At 37.5% G+C, this 25,090-nt stretch carries 23 protein-coding genes and 2 pseudogenes; 7 read left to right on the top strand and 18 right to left on the bottom strand.

Going from position 1 to position 25,090, the window contains the following annotated elements; all coding sequences use genetic code 11:
- Positions 1 to 125: 125 nt before the first annotated feature.
- Positions 126 to 980, bottom strand: coding sequence for a M48 family metallopeptidase (locus F6K40_RS01740; RefSeq protein ID WP_293130485.1), 855 nt, complete (start codon positions 978 to 980; stop codon positions 126 to 128).
- A gap of 540 nt (positions 981 to 1,520) precedes the next feature.
- The gene (locus F6K40_RS01735) at positions 1,521 to 1,655 is read right to left on the bottom strand and encodes a hypothetical protein (protein WP_293130483.1); all 135 of its coding nucleotides are present in this window, start codon (positions 1,653 to 1,655) and stop codon (positions 1,521 to 1,523) included.
- 94 nt (positions 1,656 to 1,749) lie between these two features.
- On the opposite strand from F6K40_RS01735, the gene F6K40_RS01730 reads away from it, so the two are divergent.
- Positions 1,750 to 2,277, top strand: a complete 528-nt coding sequence (locus F6K40_RS01730; RefSeq protein WP_293130481.1) for a DUF4330 domain-containing protein — start codon at positions 1,750 to 1,752, stop codon at positions 2,275 to 2,277.
- Between the two features lie 566 nt (positions 2,278 to 2,843).
- Here F6K40_RS01730 and F6K40_RS01725 read toward each other — a convergent pair.
- From F6K40_RS01725 to asnS, 5 genes are all read right to left on the bottom strand, one after another.
- Positions 2,844 to 3,644, bottom strand: coding sequence for a class I SAM-dependent methyltransferase (locus tag F6K40_RS01725; RefSeq protein ID WP_293130479.1), 801 nt, complete (start codon positions 3,642 to 3,644; stop codon positions 2,844 to 2,846).
- A gap of 256 nt (positions 3,645 to 3,900) precedes the next feature.
- Positions 3,901 to 4,200 (bottom strand): hypothetical protein, encoded by a 300-nt coding sequence (locus F6K40_RS01720; protein WP_293130477.1) that lies wholly within the window; start codon positions 4,198 to 4,200, stop codon positions 3,901 to 3,903.
- A 325-nt stretch (positions 4,201 to 4,525) separates the two neighbouring features.
- Positions 4,526 to 4,912 (bottom strand): type II toxin-antitoxin system death-on-curing family toxin, encoded by a 387-nt coding sequence (locus F6K40_RS01715; RefSeq protein ID WP_293130475.1) that lies wholly within the window; start codon positions 4,910 to 4,912, stop codon positions 4,526 to 4,528.
- The gene (locus tag F6K40_RS01710) at positions 4,912 to 5,145 is read right to left on the bottom strand and encodes a hypothetical protein (RefSeq protein ID WP_293130473.1); all 234 of its coding nucleotides are present in this window, start codon (positions 5,143 to 5,145) and stop codon (positions 4,912 to 4,914) included. The genes F6K40_RS01715 and F6K40_RS01710 overlap by 1 nt, the downstream gene beginning before the upstream one ends.
- A 264-nt stretch (positions 5,146 to 5,409) precedes the next feature.
- On the bottom strand, positions 5,410 to 6,801 hold the full coding sequence (gene asnS / locus F6K40_RS01705) for an asparagine--tRNA ligase (RefSeq protein ID WP_293130471.1): 1,392 nt from the start codon (positions 6,799 to 6,801) through the stop codon (positions 5,410 to 5,412).
- Positions 6,802 to 7,264: 463 nt separating this feature from the next.
- Here asnS and F6K40_RS01700 point away from each other — a divergent pair, with 463 nt between their 5' ends.
- The gene (locus tag F6K40_RS01700; protein WP_293130469.1) at positions 7,265 to 7,420 is read left to right on the top strand and encodes a hypothetical protein; all 156 of its coding nucleotides are present in this window, start codon (positions 7,265 to 7,267) and stop codon (positions 7,418 to 7,420) included.
- Positions 7,421 to 7,499: 79 nt separating this feature from the next.
- Here F6K40_RS01700 and F6K40_RS01695 read toward each other — a convergent pair whose 3' ends face one another.
- From F6K40_RS01695 to F6K40_RS01675, 5 genes and pseudogenes are all read right to left on the bottom strand, one after another.
- On the bottom strand, positions 7,500 to 8,453 hold the full coding sequence (locus F6K40_RS01695; RefSeq protein WP_293130467.1) for a DMT family transporter: 954 nt from the start codon (positions 8,451 to 8,453) through the stop codon (positions 7,500 to 7,502).
- 343 nt (positions 8,454 to 8,796) lie between these two features.
- Positions 8,797 to 9,015, bottom strand: coding sequence for a ssl0294 family protein (locus tag F6K40_RS01690; protein ID WP_293130465.1), 219 nt, complete (start codon positions 9,013 to 9,015; stop codon positions 8,797 to 8,799).
- 259 nt (positions 9,016 to 9,274) lie between these two features.
- On the bottom strand, positions 9,275 to 9,937 hold the full coding sequence (gene nblB, locus F6K40_RS01685; RefSeq protein WP_293130489.1) for a phycobilisome degradation protein NblB: 663 nt from the start codon (positions 9,935 to 9,937) through the stop codon (positions 9,275 to 9,277).
- A 203-nt stretch (positions 9,938 to 10,140) separates the two neighbouring features.
- Complete coding sequence (locus tag F6K40_RS01680; RefSeq protein ID WP_293130463.1) at positions 10,141 to 10,602, bottom strand: CBS domain-containing protein; 462 nt, start codon at positions 10,600 to 10,602, stop codon at positions 10,141 to 10,143.
- A gap of 173 nt (positions 10,603 to 10,775) precedes the next feature.
- A pseudogene (locus F6K40_RS01675) lies at positions 10,776 to 10,943 on the bottom strand (zinc ribbon domain-containing protein); the annotation flags it as partial.
- A gap of 160 nt (positions 10,944 to 11,103) precedes the next feature.
- Here F6K40_RS01675 and F6K40_RS01670 point away from each other — a divergent pair.
- The gene (locus F6K40_RS01670) at positions 11,104 to 11,430 is read left to right on the top strand and encodes a (2Fe-2S) ferredoxin domain-containing protein (protein ID WP_293130461.1); all 327 of its coding nucleotides are present in this window, start codon (positions 11,104 to 11,106) and stop codon (positions 11,428 to 11,430) included.
- A gap of 432 nt (positions 11,431 to 11,862) precedes the next feature.
- Here F6K40_RS01670 and F6K40_RS01665 read toward each other — a convergent pair whose 3' ends face one another.
- Positions 11,863 to 12,759 carry an alpha/beta fold hydrolase gene (locus F6K40_RS01665; RefSeq protein ID WP_293130459.1) on the bottom strand — a complete coding sequence of 299 codons (897 nt, stop codon included), beginning with the start codon at positions 12,757 to 12,759 and terminating at the stop codon, positions 11,863 to 11,865.
- A gap of 1,206 nt (positions 12,760 to 13,965) precedes the next feature.
- Between F6K40_RS01665 and F6K40_RS01660 the strand changes: the two genes are divergently transcribed.
- Entirely contained in the window at positions 13,966 to 14,445 is a 480-nt protein-coding gene (locus F6K40_RS01660; protein ID WP_293130457.1) for an ATP-binding protein, read from the top strand.
- A 23-nt stretch (positions 14,446 to 14,468) separates the two neighbouring features.
- On the opposite strand, the gene F6K40_RS01655 is transcribed toward F6K40_RS01660, so the two are convergent.
- Entirely contained in the window at positions 14,469 to 14,783 is a 315-nt protein-coding gene (locus F6K40_RS01655; RefSeq protein ID WP_293130455.1) for a DUF6439 family protein, read from the bottom strand.
- Positions 14,784 to 14,835: 52 nt separating this feature from the next.
- Between F6K40_RS01655 and F6K40_RS01650 the strand changes: the two genes are divergently transcribed.
- Positions 14,836 to 15,249: a sll0565 family protein gene (locus tag F6K40_RS01650; RefSeq protein WP_293130453.1), complete on the top strand. Its 414-nt coding sequence runs from the start codon at positions 14,836 to 14,838 to the stop codon at positions 15,247 to 15,249.
- A gap of 845 nt (positions 15,250 to 16,094) precedes the next feature.
- Positions 16,095 to 16,991: pseudogene (locus F6K40_RS01645) on the top strand (IS630 family transposase).
- Between the two features lie 375 nt (positions 16,992 to 17,366).
- Here the strand turns inward: F6K40_RS01645 and F6K40_RS01640 are convergent.
- From F6K40_RS01640 to F6K40_RS01625, 4 genes are all read right to left on the bottom strand, one after another.
- The gene (locus tag F6K40_RS01640) at positions 17,367 to 18,980 is read right to left on the bottom strand and encodes a 2-isopropylmalate synthase (RefSeq protein ID WP_293130451.1); all 1,614 of its coding nucleotides are present in this window, start codon (positions 18,978 to 18,980) and stop codon (positions 17,367 to 17,369) included.
- 475 nt (positions 18,981 to 19,455) lie between these two features.
- On the bottom strand, positions 19,456 to 19,971 hold the full coding sequence (locus F6K40_RS01635; RefSeq protein WP_293130449.1) for a LabA-like NYN domain-containing protein: 516 nt from the start codon (positions 19,969 to 19,971) through the stop codon (positions 19,456 to 19,458).
- A gap of 1,491 nt (positions 19,972 to 21,462) precedes the next feature.
- The gene (locus F6K40_RS01630) at positions 21,463 to 22,110 is read right to left on the bottom strand and encodes a response regulator transcription factor (protein ID WP_293130447.1); all 648 of its coding nucleotides are present in this window, start codon (positions 22,108 to 22,110) and stop codon (positions 21,463 to 21,465) included.
- Positions 22,111 to 23,235: 1,125 nt separating this feature from the next.
- Positions 23,236 to 23,769 (bottom strand): (2Fe-2S) ferredoxin domain-containing protein, encoded by a 534-nt coding sequence (locus F6K40_RS01625; RefSeq protein ID WP_293130445.1) that lies wholly within the window; start codon positions 23,767 to 23,769, stop codon positions 23,236 to 23,238.
- A 573-nt stretch (positions 23,770 to 24,342) separates the two neighbouring features.
- Here F6K40_RS01625 and F6K40_RS01620 point away from each other — a divergent pair.
- Positions 24,343 to 24,810 (top strand): hypothetical protein, encoded by a 468-nt coding sequence (locus F6K40_RS01620; protein WP_293130443.1) that lies wholly within the window; start codon positions 24,343 to 24,345, stop codon positions 24,808 to 24,810.
- The last annotated feature ends 280 nt before the right edge of the window (positions 24,811 to 25,090 follow it).

Below are 25,090 nucleotides of genomic sequence, written 5' to 3'. Positions count from 1 at the left end.
CCCGACTCCCCGACTCCCCGACTCCCCGACTCCCCGACTCCCCGACTCCCCGACTCCCCGACTCCCCGACTCCCCGACTCCCCGACTCCCCGACTCCCCGACTCCCCGACTCCCCGACTCCCCGACTACGGAACTAACCTACTGACAATTACCTGATAACGTCTCTCATCCAAACCATCACCATTGTAAGCGAGTTCAGGATCAACCATTTGTTTCATCTGAGAAATTCGCGCGGATGTTGCTGGATGAGTGCTAAGAAAAGATGGTGGCGAATTTTTTCTCAGCAATTTTTGCATAAATGTAATTGCACCAGATTGAGCATATCCCGCTCTTCCCAAGGTTTCAATACCAACTTGATCCGCTTCAAATTCTGCGCGCCTACTTTTGGGGCGACGTAATGCTAATTCTACCCCCACTTGAACTGCCACACTCTCATCTACACCTGCTGCAGTAGCTAAACCCTGTGCTAATAATGTTTGACGTAATTGTTTCACTGCATGGCGTTCAGTAATATGAGCAATTTCGTGGGAAACAACACTAGCTAATTCTGCTTCATTATCGGCAGCTTTCATTAAACCAGTATGTATATAAACAAACCCTCCCATAGTTGCAAAAGCATTTATACTATCATCCTCGACTACCTGAAAAGTATAAGGAATATCCGAGCGAGGACTTGCTGCAACTAATCTTTCCCCAATTCTAGTAATATATTCGTTTGCTTCGCGATCGCCATAAAGTTTAACATCTCCGCTTCTCAATAACTGTTGATTAATTTGTTTACCTAGTTCAACTTCTTGATCGTCAGACAGGTTAGAAATTGACATCATTTGAACACCCTGGAAAATTAATTCTCTCCAGGGAATAGCTTGAGTGGGGGATGCTGTACCTGCACATAAACCAGCAGCAACCATTAGAGATATTAAAGGATATGATATTCGACGATAGGAAGATTTAGAAATCAAGGATAATTTTTTCAACATGGACTTTTTTACTAAGAGGTACTAAATTTTGCACTTATTAATATGTCATAAATTAGCAAATAATGTTTTGCCAATCTTATTGTTAACTACAAAAGTTATCTACAGCTTTTCCGCAAAGCTAAAAGTTTATTTTTTATGGAAGATAAGGGAGTTTACCTACCGGATATCAAATCCGGTAGCATTGGTGTAAAAAGAGTGTGGGAAGGGTGGGAAGTGTGGGAAGGGTGGGGAGATTATAGAAAGATTTGGTAATGGTTGAAGATGGAACATTTTTTTCTACTGAATTAAGCGGATTTGATATAACAAACTTCCTTATCTTCACTCTTTAAACTAATTTTTACTTTAACTCATGGTTAACCTACTTAAGAGGATGTTTTTTTGTAGGAGTATCATTAATTTAATTTACTACATCTTTTTAGCTATGGAAAAATGATCGTAATACTATTTATTATGAATTTATGTACATTGTATCAAATAGATAGTTTATGTGGTAAATATAAAAAAAGTGAGTAATTTTGTTTTGATGTTGTATCCAGACAACTAACTATATACTATTATGGTTACCAAACCTTCCACACCTCCCACACCTCCCACACCTCCGACGCCTCTCACACTTCCCACAACTCCCACACCTCCCACACCTCCCACACTTCCCACACTTCCCACACCTCCCACACCTAATATTCTGGAGGAGTATCAAAAGCTCATCTGATAATCAGGCGATTTAATTTTGAGTAGTTTACTTTTGTAAAAATTAAGTTATGAAGTTATGAAAATTTTGGATTCTCAAGGACGATTATTTGGTAAAATTAGTGTCTTAGACGTTGGCGCCGTGTTAATAATTTTCATGGTATTATTGGGAATATTTGTCTTTCCTGGTACTAACAAAAATTCTGTTGCTCAAGTGGGTAATATTGTGACTAAACCAGTTGAAGTAGATGCTATTGCTCTAGGTTTAAAAGGTCGCAACCCAGAAAATTTATTAAAGGAAGGGGAAAAAACTCAATTAATTATTCGGAATCAACCTTATGGAGAAGTTGACCTAAAATCTGTAAAATTCTTGACTCGAAAAGTGGCAGTTCCTCAACCGGATGGAACAGTAAAAGCTTTACCCGATCCTAGAGAGAAAGAATTATTTAGTCGGAATGTTTTATTAACATTAGAAGGTCAAGGTAGAGTTACTAATGATGGTCCTGTTTTAGGAAATATTAAAGTAAAAATTGGGATGACAATTGAGTTGGAAGGTAGGGATTATAATTTTAATGCTAGTGTGATTGATGTGCGAGTAAGGGAGTAATTAATGGATAATGGATAATTACCTCAAGGAAAACCATCGGATTAAATATAAGGAAATATCCTAGCACTTTTTTTTCTCTTGAAATAGAAGGCTTTATACCTTTGTTTTTCGGTAATTTATATTCATATCCGGTTGAATAATTGGGTGCATCTCAATATTTGCAAAAATACTTTTTTTCTATTCCCAGTTAAGAGTTAAGTGTTTCCTAAAAGCAATAAATTTTTGGCTTTTTTCATGTATTGAGATGCACCGGAATAATTAGAGTTTTGGGGGAAAGGAGCTGACAGAGGTAAGTCTTTAACAAAGGAATGAGTAATATCATGTCCGGTTGAATATTTACAATGCATGAGGAAGTAAGGCAGAAGGTTTTTTTCCAATTCAGGACTAATTCTATACACAAACGATGCTACCGGACATGATATAATTACTTTTATTCAGTATAAAATCTCAACAAAAAAATGCTTTTTTATACCTCAAACTTCCTCTTAGCCAATCCCTCTATTACAGAAGAGGTAATTATTAATTATTAATTATTAATTATTAATTATTAATTATTAATTATTGAACTACTTAGTTGCTACTACTGCTAAATTCCAAGCAAATCTTTTCATTAAAGGCAACTTTTTTAACACCACATCTAACTTTTCTAATCTGCTATAAATTGGTTCTAATCTTTGATTTTCAATAATAATTTTCTTCCAATAACGTTCTTGATTTGGATCAATTTTTTCAATTAAATAAAAATTGATAAAAATCCACAAAGTCGCCAACCAAAAAGTATCATAAGCTGTTTCTGAATAGAGAGATTTGACAAAATCAATAATATTAATATCCAGAGGTGTTTCATCCTCAGTTCTCACTTTTGTCGCAATGCGTCGATAAACATTAATAACTGGATTATGTTTCAACGGTTCCCAAAAACAAGCTTTGCCACCTGGTTTAAGAACTCGGTGCATTTCCCTAATTGCTAATGTCGGATTTGGTAAGTGATGAAGTAAGTTAGAAGCGTAAACAAAATCAAAAGTATTATCGGGAAATTCTAATGCCATAGCATCCATAACTTTCCCTTCAACTTTTACACCATTTTTTTCTGCCAAATTAACAGCAACATCTACCATTCCTGGAGAATAATCTGTCGCTAAACACCGCGCTCCTTTTTTTGCAAAATAAACACTATTTTCTCCGGCACCACAACCTAAATCTAACAAATATTTATCTGTTAAATCTCCCATTTGTTTGAGAATAAATCTATTTTCTGGTGCCGTACAACTTTCAAAATAATCAACTACTCGGATACCTTCAATATCAATAGTTGATGCCCAGATATCGTGGAATTTTCGTTCTTTAGCTAGTATTTCATCTTGCATTTTTTTTCTCTCACAATTACAGCAATGCATGAGGATAGTGAAGTACAGTGTAACACAGTCTTCAAGGCTGTAACAACCTGGAAGATTGTCTTACCACTTATTACTAACAAGTTTCCAGCTTTTAACAAATAGTAAAGCTTTGTACCTCACGCGCCTCCGAAACTGCTGTAAATAAAATAATATTGCAAATATTTTTTTTTAAATCTGTAATAGACATCTCCGAAAATTAAAAATCAAATCAATTCTCATCCATAAATTATCTATTCTTTCTTCCTGTTCCCTGTTCCCTGTTCCCTGTTCCCTCTTTTCCGGAGATGTCTAATAAATATCCTGGTTTGACAGTACCCTTAATTGTTGCTGTTACGCCTAAACCATCGCGGGATTGAAAAATTAATTTAGGTCGAGATTTTTCTTGAGGATAAATAACATTAAAGACATTACCAGTTGTTAATTGAGAAATTTGTTTTACATCTAATCCTCCTAACCAAACTTGAGCTTGACTACCCTCAACTTTCGTAACTACTCCATTAGCAACTGGATAATTATTTTCAGTCAAATATACACTTTCATTTTCTAATTTAGTACCTGGTTTTACTTCATAAAGTGGGTTTGGTTTTAAGCTAGCTGGAATTTGTTTGCTAGTGTAGGCGATCGCCTTTTTGGGCGTACCTGTTTCTTGCCATAAATATAGTGTAAATAAATAGCTAAAAATTCCGGCATAAAAATCAATAATTTTCCGTTCTTGCGCCAGTTGAAAAGGTTGAACAGAAGCAATAAAAACTCCTTAGTGAAACCCAACAAAGCTTGATTTTGGTTAGGTTTTTTTATGATTGTTGGGTTTCGTCCCTCAACCCAAGCTACACTTATTATTATTTTGATGCTTAAATTTCTACAGAATTTTCTGTTAACCACCTCCCTAAAGATTCTTGATTTTCTTCTCCAGTTGCTAACTGTTCCATCATTGTTACAACTTCGGCTTCGGGTACTTCTAATAAATAATTATTTACCCCTAAAAAAGTATACATAACCATAAAAGCTGTTCTTTTATTTCCATCAATAAAAGGATAATTTTTAGCTAGACTATAACCATAAGCTGCAGCAAGTTCAAATAAATTCGGTTCACCATAAATAAACAAATGTCGAGGTCTAGCTAAACTAGCAGAAAGTAAATTTTTATCTCTAATTCCTGGACTTCCTCCATGTTGAATAATTTGGTCTGCATGAATAGCTTTAGTAATAATTTCGTCTATCCAAACAGGTTCCTTCATTATGCTAATTCTCGTAACGCATTTTTATATTTTTCACTGCCTTTTTTATAAATAGCCATAGCTTCTTCAAAATTACCTTCGTTGGTTCGATCAGTTTCTATTTCTTGCCTTTCAGAATCTTCCGGCAAAAGAATAATAACTCGGACATTTGTAGGAGTATTTATTTCTAGAGGATGTTCTAAAATTAGATTTCCCTGATCATCAATTTTACCGTTAGTTTCGATTGCTTTCATTAACATTAGATAAATTATAGCGTTGGCTCCCGCAAGTGCGGCAGCTATATCGCTTGTCAGTCCAATAGTAACTTTTGGCTGGTATTCTATTGCACTATTTTAGGTGAAACAGTCCACTACAATTTTGCTACTAGACTTATAAACTCAGCAGATAAATAGGAGCGATCGCCAAAATAATCCATAATCATCAAAACAATTTCACCGCCAAAAATTATGATAATTATCTCCCAGCAACCGCCCCCACTTTCCCAACTATTCCTAACTTTAAAAATCCACCGTTAAAGGCGCTCTTGGAAAAGGAATCACATCTCGAATATTCCCCATTCCTGTCATAAACTGCACCACTCTTTCAAATCCCAAACCAAACCCCGCATGAGGCACAGTACCATACCTGCGCAAATCTAAATACCACCATAATTCCTCCTTATTCATCTCCTGTTCATCTATCCTTTTCTCCAAAATATCCAAACGTTCTTCCCTCTGAGAACCTCCAATAATTTCCCCTACTTTCGGCACCAAAACATCCATTGCCCTAACCGTCTTACCATCATCACTTAACCGCATATAAAAAGCCTTAATTTTTGCCGGATAATCAGTTACAATCACAGGTTTTTTAAACAACTCCTCACACAAATAACGTTCATGTTCCGACTGTAAATCTAAACCCCATTCTACGGGATATTCAAACTTTTTATCCGTCTTTTCCAATAAAGAAATAGCTTCAGTATAAGTAATCCTTTCAAAACTATTATTAATAATCGTATCCGCTGTTTCCAAAACAGTTTTATCAATCCGTTTATTGAAAAATTCCATATCCTCCGGACAACCTTCCAAAACAGACTTAAAAATATGTTTCAAAAATTCCTCAGCCAAATCCATATCCCCTTCCAAATCACAAAAAGCCATCTCCGGTTCAATCATCCAAAACTCAGCTAAATGCCGAGAAGTATTAGAATTTTCAGCTCGAAAAGTCGGACCAAACGTATAAACATTACTAAAAGCAGTTGCCATAATTTCCGCTTCTAACTGCCCACTTACTGTTAGAAAAGCCGACTTTCCAAAGAAGTCTTGACTAAAATCAACATCTTGTTTTTCTGTTAAAGGAACCTTCTTTAAATCGAAATTAGTAACAGTAAACATTTCCCCCGCACCCTCACAGTCACTAGCAGTAATAATAGGAGTATGAACCCACAAAAAACCTCGTTCTTGAAAAAATTGATGCACAGCATTAGCACAAGCATTTCTCACCCGAAAAACCGCTCCATAAGTATTAGTTCGTCCTCGCAAATGTGCAATAGTGCGGAGAAACTCAAAAGAGTGACGTTTTTTCTGCAAAGGATATGTTTCAGGATCGGCATCACCATAAGCGATCGCACTTTCTGCCTTCAGTTCAATTCTTTGCCCCTTTGCTGGCGACTCTACCAAAATACCAGTCACTTCTACCGAGGCACCAGTATTCATCTGCTGCAAACTTTCCTGATAATTTGGTATATCAGGATTTAATACTACTTGCAAGTTAGCCAAACATGAACCATCATTAACTTCTACAAAAGCAAATTCTTTCAACTCTCGCTTAGTGCGTACCCATCCTTGAATTGTTACTTTGGTATCAGGTTTACCGCTTCTTAATATTTCTGCAATTCGTTGCTTAGTCATTTATTTAATGCTGTCTATTAGACTTACTATTTTGATTTATTTTTGGTATTATATCAGACCCGGTAGCATTGGTATAATTAGATAGTTAATCTAGGAGTCAGGAGTCAGGAGTCAGGAGTCACGAGGGAAGAGAACTTAGAAGGATTTACTCTTTGCTGAAAATGAAGATTTTTTTATACCGAACCCAAGTGGATTTGATATTATCATAGAATTTAGCATAAACTATCAATCAAATAAAGTTTTTCTTTGTCAAGAAAAGCTCTAGAAATCAGCCTTTTTGGCCATCCCTAGAACTTCAGCTATATTCAAAAGACTTCTTGCATAAGTCAGGGAATAGGGAATAGGAAATAGGGAATAGGGAGATGAAATTATTTATTTCAGCTCTTACAGCGCTTTTCTTTCTTGATGAACCACATCTTCACAAGCAAAACATTGTAGGGACGTTCCATGGAACGTCCCTACTGTGGTTGACCCACATGAAAACCGCTGTAAATTGATTTACAGTGCTGTTCAGATTGATGAACCACATCGCCATAACCGAAATCCTGTAGGGGCGATTCGCTTGCTCGCCCCTACTGTAGCGAATCGCCCCTACTGCAGCGAATCGCCCCTACTGTAGTCTACCGTGCAGGAAAACCGCTGTAATTAAAAATTTGGCAAAGGTCTAAAAAAACCTAAAATTTTAAGTCTTCCAACTATCACTCTGTTTGAGCTTTAACAGTAGATTTGCTGGAGGTGGCAAGGTAAACACCCAACAAAATTACTGCAAAAGCGATCCAGTTCAACCAACCTAGCTGTTCGGAGAAAATTATCCAAGCTAAAATAGCACTTAAGACCGGATCTATGAGGAAGGCAAGGGCAACTAAGCTAGAGGGTAACTGCTTGAGACTATAAAGTATAAATACCTGAGAAGCAGTAGTGGCGGCTAGAAGAATCAGGAAAAGCCAACCCATCCAAGAATAGGGAAAAATGCGATCGCTACCAACGAAGATTAAGGGTAAAGTTAATATCAAGCTAACTGTATAGCGCCAAAGTAATAGAGTTGTTGCCGTCCACTGAGTTCGCAGTTTTTCTGCAAGCATCAAGTAAGCAGCCAAAAAAAATGCCCCTAGCAAGGCAATGGCATCGCCTTGTAGGTAAAGTGCGTTTTCTGAGAAATCCTTGACTCCCAAGGTACAACTTCCGATGATTGCGATCGTCATCCCAATGCCAAATTTTAGATCGAAGCGTCTACCCCAAATTAGCCATTCTAAAAAACAACTAAATAAAGGAGTCATACTAAAGGCAAGAGCTGAATTGGCAATTGAGGTTTGAGTTAAAGACCACGCCCAAAGTAGCATAGCAGTAGCACCCATAGTTCCCATTGCTAGCAACACCCATAGCACTTGAGCTGTATATAGCGGCTTTGCTTCAACTTCCTTGTCAGACTGTGGAGAGCCTGCTATTTTAACTCCATTCCACAGCCCCATGATAGCAAGAGTAATCCAGAAGCGATGAAAGATTGCGACATTTGGACTGACTTCGCTTTCGCTCAGTCTAGTTAGAATCGGGGTGAAGGCTTGGATCATTAAACCTAAGAATAATGAGGCGATCGCCATCCCCACAGGTGTTCCCAAGGATTGCTGTTGCCAATATTTCAGTTGATTAGTCATATCATGTCCGCCTGAATACTTAGGGTTTGCGCTCAAAAGTCTTATGGGTGAAGGTAGGAGACTCGAGACTCGAGACTTGAGACTGGAGCAATGGGGTAGGGACGTTCGCATTTTTGTTATGCAAAGTCCGAAGGTATTATAACACTTCCATGAAGAGCGGATTTGATATCAGCTATAAAGATCGTAAATGATTTGTGAAAAAAAATTGTAGGAGTTTGGTCTTTTCATCCCATTTCCACTTGGGTTGAGCAACCAAATCCCCGCCCAATCAGGCGGGGTTTAATCAAAAACTCGCCCTTCTAAGGCGAGATTTTAAACCCCATTTTCTGGTAAATCTTCAATATTATTCTATAGTAATAGATTGAGGACCTTCACTGTTGCTATTATCTGCTTCTGTAATAGAACCGTTAGTTGGAGTATAACCATTCTGCTGATCAAGCCAAGTTTTAACAGGATCATCATTAAGATTTAGTCGAAGTATACCAGAGAAAAATCCTCCGAAGAAGGCAATTGGCTGTTCGATCAATTCTTTTACAACTGGGGTCAATTCATCTAAGAACATAAAGTTTTTCCTCTTGCTAATACTATATTTCTAAGGAAATAAAATTTTTACTCATATTCTAATGTAGCGAATATGCAAGTATCATTTATCGAATAATTAATAATTAATAATTATTAATTAAATAATTCACCTTTAAAGCTTTCCCATCCTCCCCATCCTCCCGACCCTACCCACAAGGTTTTCAGGAGTTCCTGATCAGGGATAGCTTTTACGGAGAGGTAATTATTAATTGTTGATTGTTAATTGTTAATTGCTGAAACTAGCTGTCCAGCGCTAACTTGGCCTCCTCAGCCACCTGCTCAACTCCATCGCTAGCCAACTCTGCTATTATTTGTTTTGCTTCTGGACTTCCTAACCTATGTAAAGCTTGTACAAGTCTATAGCGGATTTGCCAGTCACTATGGACAGCAAAGGGTTTTAGTAAAGGAATAGCTTCTAAATTTCCTAGTTCCCCTAGGGCACTAATGGCCATAGTCTGTATTAGTTCATTGTCTGATTTCAGAGCATCTTCTAGTAAAAATAATGCTTTTGGTTCTCCCATTTCTCCTACTGCTGCTACTATACTCAGTTTTACTAACCATTCTGGACTATCCCGGTATACCTGTTGTAGGTCATCAAAAGCTTGAGTTATTTTTAATGCTCCTAGAGCATCTGCTGCCGCTGCTTGGACATCTGGTTCGGGATCGTTCAGCAGACAGTCAAGTAATATTTCTTGGGACATTGTTAAGTTTTGTTCTCCCAAACTTGACATTTGGCTCACGGCAGCGTAACGAACACGAGTATCTTTGTCTTTAATGGGAGTTTGAATTAATTCAAAAGCGAGCGCTGGTTCTATTTGACGTAATTGATTAACTCCGCGCAGGCGATCGCCTAATTCTTTAGATATTAGTAGTTGCTGAATTGAATCTGGGGTAACACTCATTTCCATAAATTTATTTTAATTTTTTGAAGCTGCTCAGTATGAGGCTTAATATTATTAGACGTCTCCAATAATCAAAAATCAAATCAATTATCGCACATAAATCATCAATTATTTCCCCCCTATTCCCTACTCCCTATTTAATTAATTATTATATTTGTTTATTTCTGATCCCTTACTACAAATTGTGTTGAATACAATCAAACTCACTCAGTTGCCATAGCTCTAATAATGTCACCACGAGTTAGTATACCAATAACTTTGTCATTTTCATCTAGCACTGGCAACCGATGAATATTACGTTCGTGCATAAGTTTAGCTGCCGTTGAAAGTAATTGATCAGGTGTAGTAGTTAGAGGATTTTTAGTCATTACATCCTTAACAGTTTCTCCTAAAGCTTTATGAATTTCTTTTTCATAACGAGCTGGATTTTCTAGGAAGATAACACTATCTAGCAACATAATATAAGGTGGAGGAGTAGCTCCACTTTCTTGCCACATTAAATCTGTTTCTGATACGATCCCAACTAACTTTCCGTTTTCATTAACTACAGGAAGACCACTAATACGTTGTTCTGCCAAAATTTTAATTGCTTCTTTCAATGGCATTTCTGGCTTGACGGAGATTGGATTGTAGCTCATAACGTCTGATACAATTTTGTTGGTCATACTTACCTCTGAATTTTTTTTCTGGTAGATTTAAAAACGATCTATAAATTGACATCCTCTCGACTCTGCTATAAGGAAGAAAGTGCAAAATTTCTATTAATCACGACTTAGGTTTCTGCTTTGTAACAGATACATCAAGCCCGGCAATCCCCGGTAAAAGTCTGGAAAACCGTTCATAGCAATGTGACGGCAGAACCATCGACATTGGCGGTATCTCGCAATGCTTTGAGGAATATCCCCAAAGCGCCGTTCCAATCTCTCGGCATTGAGTGACCGCAGTGCGGACATTTAAAATGCTTTGAGCCTAATTCGTTTTGATGAACATTACCACACTTTGTACACCCATCAGCAACGCCAAACAAGATTACTATCTTCTGGTCCGACTCAAATTGGCTATCCTAATAGGACGCTCAGTTAGCTGGATAGGGTAGGACTTCCCCCCAAGAAACTTAAATCAAAGCTTACAATACAAAATAAAGCGATATTAAAAATTTTTAACTAATGTCAACATCTGAAGGCCAAAAATCAGAAATTAGTTCTGGCGAGCGCCATATATTTGTTTGCCAGTATCATTCTTGTCTCCACCAAAACTCTCAAGAAGTCCTCAAAACCTTTGAGGCTGAGACAAAAAATTTGGTTGGGGTCAATATTGAGCCCAGTAGTTGTCTTGGCCAATGTAGCATCGGCCCTACAGTCAGAATTATTCCCGATGAAATTTGGTATTACCGAGTCCAACCCGAGCATATACCATTAATAGTTAGACAACATCTCAAGGGCAATAAACCTATAGATGAGATGCTCAACCCTAGAATTCATCCTCGCTTTTAGTAAATAATAAAAAATCAAAACTTAGGTAATACCAAAAAATCAATCATTATTTTTAATAATTCATTGGCAAAGAGTAGAATTATATCATGTTCGCTTGAATACTTATAAATAATTATCAAGGAGTCAGGAGTCGTAGGGGTTTTCCGGCCGTTTGCTTCGCATAACTATCGTTAACGCCCGTACAGAAGTCAGAATTCCTGGAGAAAGGAGTTAGGAGAAAAGTAGAAGTGTAATATCTTTTCCCTACTGTCAGAGCTGAAATTTCATTCATAACTGATTATCCGAACATGATATTACTACTTATTCGGTTGAACTCTATACCTATAGTTTGTGGGCGGAACATTAACTTTCTGTGCAAGTACACATTGAAACGGGTGAGTAATGAAATCATTTGCACTCACCGATGGCAAATATCTAGCGCGTGTCTAGTTTTCAAGAAGGTGAGAAAACCCATTCTTGAATTAACTTATTAACTTGTTCAGGAACTTCGTCATGGGGACAATGACCTGCTTTTAAGAAGTATTCTGTTAATTGAGGATAATATTTACGAAACTGGGCACTTCGAGTTTTGGTATTGATCCAAGGGTCAGCTTCTCCCCAGAGCATTAGCAGGGGACAGTTTAACTGACCTAACAATTCATCTACCTTCTGGCCAGATGGTGTCTTGAATATAGAAGCAAACACTTTAGCTGCACCAGGGTCGCAAGAAGGTCGATATATATCTTCTATTAGTTGATCTGTAACAGCACTTTGATCTAAATAAACTTTCTGTAGTGTTTTTCTAATAGTGCTACGTCGTCGCGTCCATTGAAACAATAAAAAACTAGGTAAGTCTTGCCAAAGTAACCACTTTGTGCTTTGAGAAATAACTTTTTTCCACAAGGGAGGTTTAGGAGTAGGTTGGGATTCGGTAAATGGTCCGGCGCTATTAATAAGTATTAGACCAGCTACAGAAGTTGGATATTGAGCTGCTACGCATAATCCTACATAGCCTCCAAGAGAATTTCCTGCCAAGACTACCGAGCGACCAATGACTTCGGTAATAAAGTCATTGATCTGTTCTTGCCATAGTTGACCACTATACTGCCAATTTGGTTTGTCTGAACGTCCAAATCCTAGTAAGTCAAGAGCCCAAACTTGAAAAAACTGGCTTAGACCTGCAATATTTTTGCGCCAATGGTCTGTAGATGCTCCAAAGCCATGTATTAATAGCAAGGGTGGATTGGCCTGGTCAGACTGACCTGCACATAAATAATAAATTGGCCGATCCCGCCATTGCCAATAATTACCAGGAAGTGTAGCTGTGGTCAACTCCGATTTAGTTAACATACATTAAAAAAAATTATAAACATTTATTAAATTACATCAAGTATTATATCAAAAATTCAATGGGATCGAATAATCTTATTCACAAAATGTTGATTATTAATGATCCCAATAAAAATATAAGGAATCAGGATACAGGATATCAAAATCAATCTTTGTCTTTTGGTTCAAACCCAACTAATTGTAGATAAAGCAAGTCAGTGTGGGGATATTTAATATCATGTCCGGTTGAATAGTTATAAATAAAAATTGAGGAGTCAGGAGTCAGGACTCAGGAGTCAGGAGGGAAGAGGAGAGAATTTTACAGCGCTTTTCTTTCTTGATGAACCACATCGTCACAACCAAAACCCAGTAGAGACATTCCATGGAACGTCCCTAAATAGGGTCTACTCAACTGAAAAGCGCTGTAAGTTATAAAGAGGAGAAAGTTTTTTGGTCGCGTAAGCGGAAGGTCGTTCTATCACGCTCTGATCCGGACATGATATAGAATCCGGTTATATAGTATATGTTCATTATTAAATCGGACAATCGGACCATCTCCCCCAACAATACACTCTTGTATTCAACTGGATTTGATATTACTCCTTACTCCTTACTCCTTACTCCTTACTCCTTACTCCTTACTCCTTACTCATTACTCATTACTCATTACTCATTACTCCTCAGTAATACGATAACTAATTACCCGGATTCTATATGATATAACTGCCCTTAACAAAGTCATAAGTCAGAAATCAGAAGTCAGAAGTTGTTTTTGTAACGGGGATGCGCGAGGGACTCTCCAAAAAGATTTCGCTGATCGAGGCGGGGTGGCGCAACCCAATTATTTTGATAACTTCCAGTCAGGAGTTAGCTCTACAGGGTTTGGGAAAATAGTTCAACAGCCTCAAAATGCCTCAAACGCTAGATAGATAACTCAACGGGTTGATGAGAAGTAAAACCTTTACTCTGTAACCTTTTCATACTATTTTTCAAGTGCTTTTTTCTCAAGTCCCAATAGTAGATATTAGATACTTTCGTAGAACATCTCCAAGAATTTGCATTAATTCTGCTTAGGTACTTTATTTTTATTAAGAGTTTTGATACTATAAGAAATATGAGGGCAGCGATGCTCAAATCAAAGCTTTTTCAACTGTAGAGGAAATTCACAACTCTAGAAAAAAGTAGTTGGTGACTATGCTCTGTACAAAGGCTAAGGAGTTTTTTTAAGTGATTGCTATATCATCACGTCCACGTCAAATAGGTCAAAATTGGGTGACAATTAGCTTCGCTTCTACCCTCTATTTGTATCCGATCCTCGATCTGCTACTGGCGGATGTTCCTAAACACTGGCATCCAGAACTGCGATTAGGACTACAAGAGGCGTTAGTAAATGCGACAAAGCATGGAAACAATTTAGACCCCACCAAAAAAATTTTAGTCCGTTTTTCAATTGTCAAAGACCACTATTGGTGGATAATATCAGATCAAGGTCATGGTTTTAAACCACCTTGTAGGCCAAACCAAAAGAAGCAACTACATGCTGATTCTCCTGAAAAAGACACAAATTGTGAGGAGGAAAAAGAATGTGGTCGAGGAATATACATTATCTACCAGGTTTTTGATTATATTGAATGGAATTCCAAGGGCACAGAGTTAATGCTATGTAAAAAGGTAAGGAATAACTCTAGATTACCCTTGGTACGATGAATAATTAACTGCACTTAAACAGATTAATTTTTCTGAGAACCATGAGTGGGACAGGGCGGTGCTGATATAGATCGATCTAACCACCTGGTTGCTTGGTGTAGGCGCGCGATCGCTTCAGTGGGTTGACCCTTAATCAAAAAAACCAAGGCAGCAACAGTTAGCTCTAATGCACGAGCTTGGCGATTAGACTTGAGTCGATGCCAGTCTTTTTCTCGTATGGCAAGTCTTTCGGCTAATGCTTGGGCTAGCTCTAGCGTACTATAATCTTGTAAATTTCTATGATTAGAGGTGTCTACTTTTTTAGCCGTAGTTGTAGGGGTTGAGTTAGAGTTAAGCATATCTACTTAAATAATCTTTTCCAGTGAACTTACTATACTTAAGTATGCCAGGATGAATCCTTTTCCAGAACATTCTCCGAAAAAATTAAATAATGAGTGTTCAAATTATGCCCCAGTTAATCAGGACTCAGAAGTTTCAGGCATGGAACTGGGACAAGCATTGGCCGAGGTAGAGCGTAACCTTGCTGCTCTGAAAGAACGTTATTCTCAAGTTCAGTATTACCAGAAACGCAAAGTAGAACTCCAGCATCGTTTAGAAGAAGTACGACCGGAAGTACGTCGCCAAAAAACTCATAAATTGCGAGAAGAGTTACAACAGATACAGACAGAATTAGAAACAATAGAATTAAACCTAGAAAGCAGTTTATTTGGTTGGAATAGCATAAAAGAACCATTTTGGCAAGCTTTGAGATTCGGAGGTTTAGGAATTGTTATTGGTTGGCTTTTAAAATCTTGTAGTGGATAATGTCAAACTATTAGACTTCTCCAAAGATGAGTAACCCTTGACGGCCTCAGTTCAGATTAAAGAGTCTCTGTCTTTATCTGAAAGAGTATTCAATTGCGAACATTGTGGTTTCACTTGCGATCGCTTCGCAACGCTAGCGTGCGAACGAGATTTAAATGCTAGTTTAAATCGAGCTTACAGCGCTTTTCTTTCTTGATGAAGCACATCGTTACAACCAAAACCCTGTAGGGGCGATTCGCGTAATTAGGAGCAGTCCGTAGGAAATCGCCCCTACTTGTGGTCTACCAAAATGAAAACTGCTGTAGGCGGTCAGTATAAGTGATTATCCGAACATAATCAGGACTTACGCAAAGGCACTATATATGGTGTGCTGGTGCGTTACGCTAGCGCTAACACACCCTACCAGTAGCGTTCATGCGTAAGTCCTAATAATATTAGCCAATAGTTACAAATAAGAAAAAATAAGAGGGTGAGTTTCAACCCACCCTTTTACTATCAGTTGCTATTATAGCAGTCCAATTGACATACTCCCGACGTTGCCCTTACGGGACAACGCGGGATTCTTCAGTCTGGGAAACCCTGACCACTGCGCATGACAGAGGTGATGTCCTCCCCCTGTTTTGACTTTTACAATAACAAAATGCTCCTAAAAGTGTCAAGGGCATATCAACGTTTAGCTTATGAAGGTATCCGAATCCTGGCCCAGGCTTTCATCCCGACGCTCCCCTCCCCCCTTCCAAAGGGGGGTTAGGGGGGATGGAGAGCGCGGGACTTCCCGCCAGGAAAGTTATAGCAATCGAAGCAAAGATTAGGACATAATAGAGAAAAATTATCTAGGAAAGATTATGCCTTCTCCTTATAGCTATGACTTAAGACAAAAAGTTATTAAGGCCATTGATAGTGGCATGAGTAAAACTCAAGTAAGTTCTATATTTAAGATTAGTCGTAATACCATCAATACTTGGTTACATAGAAGAATAGAAACTGGGGATATAAAAGCAAAAACAGGTTATCAAAAAGGATATAATCCCAAAATACCAGACTTAGAACAATGAGCGAAAATTTGCCCAGATTAATGGCAGTAAAACTCAAAAAGAAATGGCTTCTGAATGGCCAGATAAGGTAAGCGATAGAACTCCGTTCCGCTACGCGATCGCACTATAAGTAAAGCCTTAAAAAAAATTGGTTATACAAGAAAAAAAAACTTACGGTTACAGAGAAAGAGATGAAGACAAAAGAAAAAAAAATAAGCGCCAAAATTTGCGATAAAAGGCCGGAACAGCTGGTGTATATAGATGAATCAGGTATGGATACTCTTAGAAGATTATGGTTATGGATGGAATGAATTAGGAAAAAGATATTACGATTTAAAGTCAGGAAAAAGAAGTTTAAGGGTAAGTATTATAAGTGGTTTGTGTGAGGGAAAATTAGTTGCTCCATTAACATTTGAAGGCTCTTGTAACCGTGTAGTTTTTGAAAAATGGTTGGCAGAAAAATTGTTGCCACAATTAAAAACAGGACAATTAGTAATATTAGACAATGCAAGTTTTCATAAATCTCCAAAAGTTAGAGAATTAATAGAATCAGTGAATTGTGAAATTGAATATTTACCACCATATTCTCCTGACTTAAATGAAATAGAATATTATTGGTTTCCAATTAAAAACCGAGTCAGAAAGTCAGAAGGAACAATAGAAAATTTTCGAGATAGAGTTGATTATGCTGTTAAGTTAACGTCCTAACCTTTGCTTCGATTGCTATAAAGGTCAGGAAATTACTAAATGCTGTTTGCGGAGCATTTTCGCAGGAAAAACTCAGTTATATCATGTCCGGATAATCAGTGATGAAAAAACCTTTTCCCTTCTAACCTTTTCTTTCCTCTCTTGGTGCGCATTCCCTCTCTTGGTGCGCATTCCGCAAGCGAGCTGTCGTCGTCGCGGGGTCGCACCGCTTGCGCCTGACGGCGACGCGGAGTCGCACCGCTTCTGCCTCCCCCCCCTTTCACTCGTGGAGTATGGGGGGATACCTTCTACCTTACCTCCTCATGCATTGTAAGTATTCAACCGGACATGATATTAGAGATTACTTCTAACTTCTGAGTTTCCCGCAGCGCTATACTATACTTTCGCAGGTTGACTCTGTTGCGGATGTATTTTCTCTACACCACTTTCCAAAGCTGCATACAACCGATTTAAAGCATTTACATAAGCTTCAGCAGATGCCACAATAATATCTGTATTGGCAGCATGACCAGAATACACCCGCCCTTCATGGCGCAACCGAATAGTCACTTCCCCAATGGCATCAATACCAGCAGTTACCGACTGCACAGTAAACTCAATTAAATCATTCGGCACATTCACTACTCGGTTAATTGCCTTGTACACAGCATCCACAGGACCAGTACCAATAGCAGCATCAGTCAATTCTTCTCCATCGGGAGTACGGATACTAACTGTGGCAGTAGGATGAGAGCGATCGCCACAGGTAACCTGCACCAACTCCAAACGGAAAAGTTCGGGTGGTTGTCGAACCTCGCTATTAACAATAGATTCTAAATCCCAATCTGTGATTTCTTTCTTTTTATCTGCCAAGTCTTTGAACTTGACAAACGCCTTATTAATGTCTTCCTCTGAAAGTTCAAACCCAAGTTCTTTCAACCGAGTCTGGAAAGCATGACGACCAGAAAGTTTACCCAAGACTATCTGATTATCTGTCAACCCAATTAACTGAGCATCCATAATTTCATAAGTCAGTTTATTTTTGAGTACCCCATCTTGGTGAATACCTGACTCGTGAGCAAAAGCATTAGCACCAACAATAGCTTTGTTTGGTTGCACAAACATTCCTGTCAAATTAGAAACCAGACGAGATGTTTTGTAAATGTGGTGCGTATCAATATTAGTCAGTGGTGCTTCTGACTCCGGTGGGCGACCAAAAAATGGATTGAAATATTGTCGCCGAACGTGCAGCGCCATAACCAACTCTTCCAAAGCAGCATTACCAGCACGTTCGCCAATACCATTAATAGTACATTCCAACTGACGAGCGCCATTTTTTACTGCTTCCAGGAAGTTAGCAACTGCCAAACCCAAGTCATTGTGACCATGAACCGAAATAATAGCTTGGTCAATATTCGGCACATTTTCCTTAATACCTCGGATGAGTGCGCCAAATTCAGCAGGAGTCGTATAACCTACAGTATCAGGAATATTAACAGTAGTCGCTCCAGCAGCGATCGCCTTTTCCAAGACTTGATAGAGAAATTCTGGGTCAGAACGACCAGCATCTTCCGGGGAAAATTCTACATCATCTACAAAAGTTTTGGCATAAGCTACCATTTCGGGAGCAATCTCTAATACTTCTGCTCTAGTTTTCTTAAGTTTATAAGCTAAGTGAATATCAGAGGTAGCAATAAAAGTATGAATACGTCCTTTAGCTGCTGGTTTAATTGCTTTACCTGCTGCCTCAATATCTGCACGGGTAGTTCTTGCCAAACCGCAGATAGTTGGACCTCCTTCTACACCTACTGTCTCAGCAATTTTTTGTACTGCCTCAAAATCTCCCGGACTAGAGTATGGGAAACCCGCTTCAATCACATCTACTCCCAGGCGGGATAGTTGCCGAGCGATGGTTAATTTTTCATCTATATTGAGAGCTGCACCAGGAGATTGTTCGCCATCCCGGAGGGTAGTATCAAAAATAATAATTCGGTCTTGACTGGTGGTCATTGTTTTTTTCCTTGTAGTTTAGAGGAATTAAGCTATAGCTTTTCTTATATCTTAAATTCAGAGAGTAGATTCAACAATTAACAATTAATAATTACCCCTTCTTAACTAAATGAAGAGAATTATTGGGTTAAAGGAAATTTTTCTCTTATTTCTCCCTATTCCCTATTCCCTATTCCCTATTCCCTATTCCCTATTCCCTACTCCCTATTTAGTAAGAGATACTGATAACTGATAACTGACTTTCTTGTTCTTTCTTCCTTCTTGCTTACCGAAAAATAAAGGTTTAAAGCCTCTCATGAGCAAGGAGAAAAAAGCGGTCGGCAAGCGGAGCATTCCGAAGGATGGGATGGCGAGGTTTCCTCGCCATATCCAATCGACCAAGAGAAGAAAAAAATTCCTTTTAACCAATCCTTCTATTACAGAAGAGGTAATTATTAATTATTAATTATTAATTATTAATTATTGAACCCTATTCCTAATATTCTGCTTTTTCTATTTGGTCACGAATATCATTTAAGTCTACATATTGGTCTGTAGCATTGCGCAATTCTCTAGCAATCATTCCTTCAGTTGATACAATTGTGATATGAGTGTTTTTAGAACGTAGTAATTCAATAGCTCTTTCAAAATCCCCATCCCCACTAAACAAAACTACTTCATCATATTGGTCTACAGTATTAAACATATCTACAACAATTTCAATATCTAAGTTAGCTTTTTGAGAATAGCGACCTGAAACATCATCATAATATTCTTTTAAAATTTTAGTGCGTACTGTATAACCCAAACTAATTAAAGCATCTCGGAATCCTCTTTGATCTTGAGGGTCTTTTAAACCTGTATACCAAAAAGCATTTATTAATTTTACTTCTGGTCTGTTGAAGTATTCTAATACTCTTCTCGGATCAAAAAACCAACCATTTTTTTGTTGAGCATAAAACATATTATTACCGTCAACAAATATAGAAAGACGGTTCATAGAATTTTTCATAGAAACTTAAGTTTAATATTGTTAATATTGATTTTAGATAATTTAGGCTAAATCTATTACAATAGGAATATTTTGATCATTAATGTAAGTCTGTTTAGTCTAAAAAAACTTACCGAATAATTACGGTTTAAAGCCTCTCCTTTAAAGAAGAAACAAGAAAATTTTTCCTTTGAGTCAATCTTCTTCTTTTCAAGGAGAGGTAATTATTAATTATTAATTATTGAAACTATTCCTTGCATATTTCATATTTAAACTGCCAAAAATTACCCTTATATTATAAACTGATAATATTTTTCTCTACCCAGAATTTTAATGAGTTTAACAGTTAAGTATTCTAGATTTCAGGCTTTTTTTTATAAAAATATGTTTTTTTTATACCTGTTATATTTATTGATCCCCTGCTGCATTTTCATACAAAACCTTAATTTTTCATCAAGGCCATAAGTTAATATTTGATTAATCTAATATCTAAAATTTAGCCAAATCAAAAATAATTGATTTAATATAGCATTACACATTAAGATTAGGACATTTATAAATCCTGTTTGCGGAGCATTTCTCTATCAGAAAAACCCTTTGAAACTCTACTATTCCCTATTCACGCTTCGCGTAGCGCTATAAAAGCTATGTATGCAAAATTATAAATATAGAAAATTTCGGGCAGTACATGCATTACAGCCCTAAAATCAAGGAATTAGTATAGATAAAAACTTGAACCGCTCAACTAAACTTACTCAAACTGAACGAGAAAACCTGAATGCTTAGTTGAACGCAAGTGGCTCAACCACTACAGGGTTAAACTGCAAACCCTTTATTCCAAGGGGAAAAGACCAAAGCGAATTACATGAATAATTGATAATTGATAATTGATAATTAAAGAGTTTTTTAAATCTCTAATTTTCTCTCCCTATTTCTATCTAACTCGTTCATATGCTCTAATTTTTAAGACTTTGCGCGTAGATTGATTCATCTGGATAGGGCAGTTTGGTTTCGGCATGCATGTCTTATGTTTATATTTGGGGATTTTGGGTTTTCCTGAAAATTTACTTGGTTGTTTTTTCCATTCTTTTAAAGCTGAAAAATAACCAGTCCAACTTTGATCTAATCTTAAACATAATTTGCTTACTTACCTTGGTAGGTAAAGCTTGATAATCGGAACATTTAGACACCTGGTGATCAAGTTCAGTAAAATTTAATTTCTTTTGTTCGGAAAAGAAATATTGACGATAATAATAGTTAGCTAAATTAAACAAATTTTTAGACAAAAAAGCCTTATGGTAACAAGCTGACCACAAATAATGTGATTTGTTGATAATATGACTTTCAACTAGCTTCATATCTTAATTGTAGCTGATAACGACTCAATGGAGGAACAACTGAAAAAACTTATTCATTTTAGCTTGATAGCTATATTTATGAGTAAATTTAAAGAACTTTAGACAAGTTTTCCCTTTCTGTATTTACCCCTGATAGATTATTGGAGAATTATATCTAAGCCTTCTTACTTTCAATTGCCCAACGAGCTAACTCTGTCCGATTATGTAGACCTGTTTTACCAAGCATATTACTCACATGACTCTCAATCGTTCTTTGACTAACTTCCATAATTTGTGCAATGTCACGATTAGCCATTCCTTTAGCTACCAATTGGACTACCTTCAGCTCTGTGGGAGTTAACTCTACATTTCGGCGCACCTTAATTGTTGGCCCAGCGCTTATACCGGAATTTTGATGTTTAATTAGGCGAGAAGCTTGTTTAAGAGAAGATTCTACTTGAGCCACAAGTTCTTCTGGTTCAAATGGCTTGACAATGTAGACATCAGCTCCAGTGTTGAGACCCTTAATTCGATCTTGACTTTGGCCCTTGGCAGATAAAAATAGGACTGGAACCCATTCTGTAGCTGTATTTTCTCTGATATGCTGCACCAGGGTGTAGCCATCCATTTCTGGCATCATCACATCACATATAATTAGGTCAGGCACTTGTTCTTCTAGAAGTTCTAGAGCTTCTCGGCCATTTTCTGCTGTTATTACTTGGTATCCACGAAATTCTAAATAATCTTTAACCAATAAGATTAAAGTAGGGTCATCATCAACCAACATTAACTGTTTCGTGTCTGTAATATTTATTCCCTTCATAATGAAGAACTCACTTTTTTGATTCCTACAAAAATTCATTTCACAGACGGGTTAACCCACGTCTTTCATTACATAACATACTTAGGAAGTAGGGTAGGTTGACCGAATAATTAATAATTAATAATTAATAATTAAATAATTCACCTTTAAAGCCTCTCCTTTCAAGGGGAAAAAGCGGTCGTTAGCGGAGCTTCCCGTAGGGTGGGATGGCGTTCGCGTAGCGTCCCGGAGGGAAGGTTTCCCGCTCTTGCAGAGCCGCTTCCTCTTACAGAGGAGCTGCGCTAACGTTAACGCCATATCCAATCGACCAAAAAAAATAAATTTTTTCCTTTTAGTCTTACCTCTCTCTTTTAGGGAGAGGTAATTATCCATTATCCATTATCCATTAATGAACACTTTCCCTGAAATTAATAATATATATTGTTACCCATATATGGTTGGACTGCATAATATGCTCAAAGGGAGTTGATCCCCTGTTTATTATAGATTATAGATTTTATACTTGCTCGATAGTCCGATAATTTAGGTAGATATAGCTAGATAATAGTTTTGTAGTTGGGGAAAATAGCTGCCACTACTTTTGATAATACTCTGCCCTGGCAGAGTTTAAATACGATAATTCAACTATATTCCCTACTAATAGTATCATAAACATTATATAGTGTTTTCAAGTGAGATGTAAATCTAGAGCCAGTTTTTTATAATAAAAAAACGCTGTATTGAGTACCAATTCTATTGTGTTTTTCAAAATTAAATACTATTTTTCATTTTTTACCATTGCCCATTCCCTATTCCCTATTCCCTTTTTAAGAGGACTCGGTTTCTGCATTTCAAATAAAAAGTCGATATACAAATACAGTTTTTATTAACTCAAAATTTGCCCTAGAAGGTAATAATTCGTATGCTTTTTTTTGATGAATTTTGCTTAGTTATTAAGTGACTATCTATTTTGGCAAGAGTATAAGAGATTCTTGGTAAAATAAGTATTAAGAGACTTGTTGAGCAACTAAATCTTAAAGTTGGTATTAGGCATAAGATTGAAATAAGTTTGCAGGCGCGGGGGTATGGGTATTGATACTCCTAAAGTTATGATCAAAAATAACTGACAAATAATTTTGTTTTCCCCTATTCCTTATTCCCTACTTCCTGAAAATTAGATGATGAAATAACCGTTGATTCTGGCAAAGGATGAGTCAGAAAAAGATATTCTTCTACAACTTGAGAACCAATGATATGTTCTTGAATAATTCTTTCAATCACAGGAGGAGTTGCAGAATGGTACCATATTCCTTCAGGATAAATAACTAGAATTGGACCCTGACAACAAACTCGTAAACAGTTAGCTTTAGTGCGAAATATACAGCCCGATTTACTAGGGTTAGGCTCATCAAGTTTTAATTCTTTTAGACGTTTTTTAAGATAATTCCATGCTTCTAAACCAACCTCTTTTGAGCAACATTTCGGTTTAGTTTGGTCAGCACAAATAAAAATATGTTTCTGAATTTTACTCAATCCGAGAGATTGGACACAACTGCCTAGGGACACTTGACAAATATCTGGGTCAATATTGTCCTGTTGAAAATCTGTTTGGGATTCGCCTATATGAACGTTAGTCCAATTAGCTTTTTCAGTTTTATCAAAAATATTATTATTTGTCATAAAGTTTCGATACACCTTTAATGTGGTTTTACTACAATAATCCCTGGTTATTTCAGTTATCAGTTATCAGTACCTCCAAGTAAACTATTGGGATTGAAATAAGGAATATTCTTGATCAAACAGGATTTGGTCGCCCAATCCTACCTCCTTGGAGGGATTGGGTTAGGGGTAACTAGACTTGTGGTTCCTTACTTCTGACTTATGGCTTCGTTAATTTATCCCCATTTATTTTTGGGTGAGTGAAATGTCTGATTGAGAATGTCAAATGAATTACATTTCCAGAATATCAAAAGTTTCACTCCCATCTTAATTAAGTCAAAAGTTAAAAATCAAAAGTCAAAAGTTATAACTAAGAAAGAATTGGTTAGGACGTAAACTGATGATAAATATCAGACTAGGAGATGTTTTTCTAACTGTTCCCTCTTCCCTGCTATATAACGAATATGAGCTATATCTATCTCCAAAAATGAAAAATAAAATCAATTCTTATCCATAAATTATCAATTATTTCCCCTCCTGGGAGCAGGATCAATTTATTGTCACGCCTAGAAAAAAGTAGGAGAGGGTGGGGAAGTGTGGGAAGTGTGGGAAGTGTGGGAAGTGTGGGAAGTGTGGGAAGTGTGGGAAGTGTGGGAAGTGTGGGAAGTGTGGGAGGTGTGGGAGGTGTGGCAGAAAAGTCCACTTTTATTCATGCAGCTTACGTATCCCCATCCTCCTCATCCTCCTCATCCTCCCCATCCTCCCCATCCTCCCCATCCTCCCCATCCTCCCCATCCTCCCCATCCTCCCCATCCTCCCCATCCTCCCCATCCTCCCCATCCTCCTCATCCCCTGTTCCCTGTTCCCTGTTCCCTGTTCCCTGTTCCCTGTTCCCTGTTCCCTGTTCCCTGTTCCCTGTTCCCTGTTCCCTGTTCCCTGTTCGCTGTTCCCTTTCTCTACAATAAATCACTACATCTACAGGACTACCACTTTTTGAACTTGAGCAACCTAAAAGCTTGCACTTTTTTTGAGATCAAAAATGCTAAAGCTTTTATTTGGTAATACTTTTAGAATTAATCAGAAAACCCTAATTAGGGTTTGAGGAATTCAAAAGTCAAAAGTAATATCACAGGACTTATATCAAATCCGGATAATTACTATACCCAAGTCATTGCGACTGGAACGGAGTGAAAGGAAGCAATCTCAGGGGTGCGCGGAAATTGCTTCTTATCGTCGCAATGACAACTGTTGAACCGGATTTGATATTACGTACCCAAACAAGAAACCGGGTTGATTATCTTGATTATTGTTTTTCACGAAATTTCCTTGATAAACCCGGTTT

Origin of the sequence: Okeania sp. SIO3I5 (genome assembly GCF_010672085.1) — a bacterium.
GTDB lineage: Bacteria > Cyanobacteriota > Cyanobacteriia > Cyanobacteriales > Microcoleaceae > Trichodesmium.
This window is presented reverse-complemented; position numbering and strand designations above follow the sequence as displayed.

What these genes read in the sequence shown, in the direction of transcription:
- F6K40_RS01740 (WP_293130485.1), bottom strand. Translation starts at nt 980, where the DNA reads ATGTTGAAAAAATTATCCTTGATTTCTAAATCTTCCTATCGTCGAATA.
- F6K40_RS01730 (WP_293130481.1), top strand. Translation starts at nt 1,750, where the DNA reads ATGAAAATTTTGGATTCTCAAGGACGATTATTTGGTAAAATTAGTGTC.
- F6K40_RS01725 (WP_293130479.1), bottom strand. Translation starts at nt 3,644, where the DNA reads ATGCAAGATGAAATACTAGCTAAAGAACGAAAATTCCACGATATCTGG.
- F6K40_RS01715 (WP_293130475.1), bottom strand. Translation starts at nt 4,912, where the DNA reads ATGAAGGAACCTGTTTGGATAGACGAAATTATTACTAAAGCTATTCAT.
- F6K40_RS01710 (WP_293130473.1), bottom strand. Translation starts at nt 5,145, where the DNA reads ATGAAAGCAATCGAAACTAACGGTAAAATTGATGATCAGGGAAATCTA.
- asnS (WP_293130471.1), bottom strand. Translation starts at nt 6,801, where the DNA reads ATGACTAAGCAACGAATTGCAGAAATATTAAGAAGCGGTAAACCTGAT.
- F6K40_RS01695 (WP_293130467.1), bottom strand. Translation starts at nt 8,453, where the DNA reads ATGACTAATCAACTGAAATATTGGCAACAGCAATCCTTGGGAACACCT.
- F6K40_RS01690 (WP_293130465.1), bottom strand. Translation starts at nt 9,015, where the DNA reads ATGTTCTTAGATGAATTGACCCCAGTTGTAAAAGAATTGATCGAACAG.
- nblB (WP_293130489.1), bottom strand. Translation starts at nt 9,937, where the DNA reads ATGAGTGTTACCCCAGATTCAATTCAGCAACTACTAATATCTAAAGAA.
- F6K40_RS01680 (WP_293130463.1), bottom strand. Translation starts at nt 10,602, where the DNA reads ATGACCAACAAAATTGTATCAGACGTTATGAGCTACAATCCAATCTCC.
- F6K40_RS01670 (WP_293130461.1), top strand. Translation starts at nt 11,104, where the DNA reads ATGTCAACATCTGAAGGCCAAAAATCAGAAATTAGTTCTGGCGAGCGC.
- F6K40_RS01665 (WP_293130459.1), bottom strand. Translation starts at nt 12,759, where the DNA reads ATGTTAACTAAATCGGAGTTGACCACAGCTACACTTCCTGGTAATTAT.
- F6K40_RS01655 (WP_293130455.1), bottom strand. Translation starts at nt 14,783, where the DNA reads ATGCTTAACTCTAACTCAACCCCTACAACTACGGCTAAAAAAGTAGAC.
- F6K40_RS01650 (WP_293130453.1), top strand. Translation starts at nt 14,836, where the DNA reads ATGAATCCTTTTCCAGAACATTCTCCGAAAAAATTAAATAATGAGTGT.
- F6K40_RS01640 (WP_293130451.1), bottom strand. Translation starts at nt 18,980, where the DNA reads ATGACCACCAGTCAAGACCGAATTATTATTTTTGATACTACCCTCCGG.
- F6K40_RS01635 (WP_293130449.1), bottom strand. Translation starts at nt 19,971, where the DNA reads ATGAAAAATTCTATGAACCGTCTTTCTATATTTGTTGACGGTAATAAT.
- F6K40_RS01630 (WP_293130447.1), bottom strand. Translation starts at nt 22,110, where the DNA reads ATGAAGGGAATAAATATTACAGACACGAAACAGTTAATGTTGGTTGAT.
- F6K40_RS01625 (WP_293130445.1), bottom strand. Translation starts at nt 23,769, where the DNA reads ATGACAAATAATAATATTTTTGATAAAACTGAAAAAGCTAATTGGACT.